Source organism: Delftia sp. S65 (assembly GCF_016516495.1).
GTDB lineage: Bacteria > Pseudomonadota > Gammaproteobacteria > Burkholderiales > Burkholderiaceae_C > Comamonas > Comamonas acidovorans.
The window spans coordinates 1-202 of the sequence record NZ_JACVUR010000143.1; the positions used below are offsets into that span (position 1 = coordinate 1).

The 202-nt window shown below is 66.3% G+C and carries 1 pseudogene; it reads right to left on the reverse strand.

Features of this window, described 5'->3' with window-relative positions:
* Positions 1 to 202 (reverse strand): annotated as a pseudogene (locus tag IAE24_RS30165) (IS3 family transposase); the annotation flags it as partial.

The following is a 202-nucleotide window of genomic DNA, read 5'->3' on the forward strand; positions in this document are numbered from 1 at the left end:
GCCATAGCTGGGCAAGTCGGCAATTTCCTGGCGCAGTTCGGCGAGCAGCTCGGCATCGTCGCTGGGTGTACGATGGCTGCGGCCATCGGTCCAGTCTTCACTGCGCCCAAGCGGGTCGCTCACATGCGAGCGCGCCAGCCCCATCGTCCGGCAGACCGTTTTCACTGGTCGTCCCCGGGCAACAAGGGCGAGCGCGCAATCC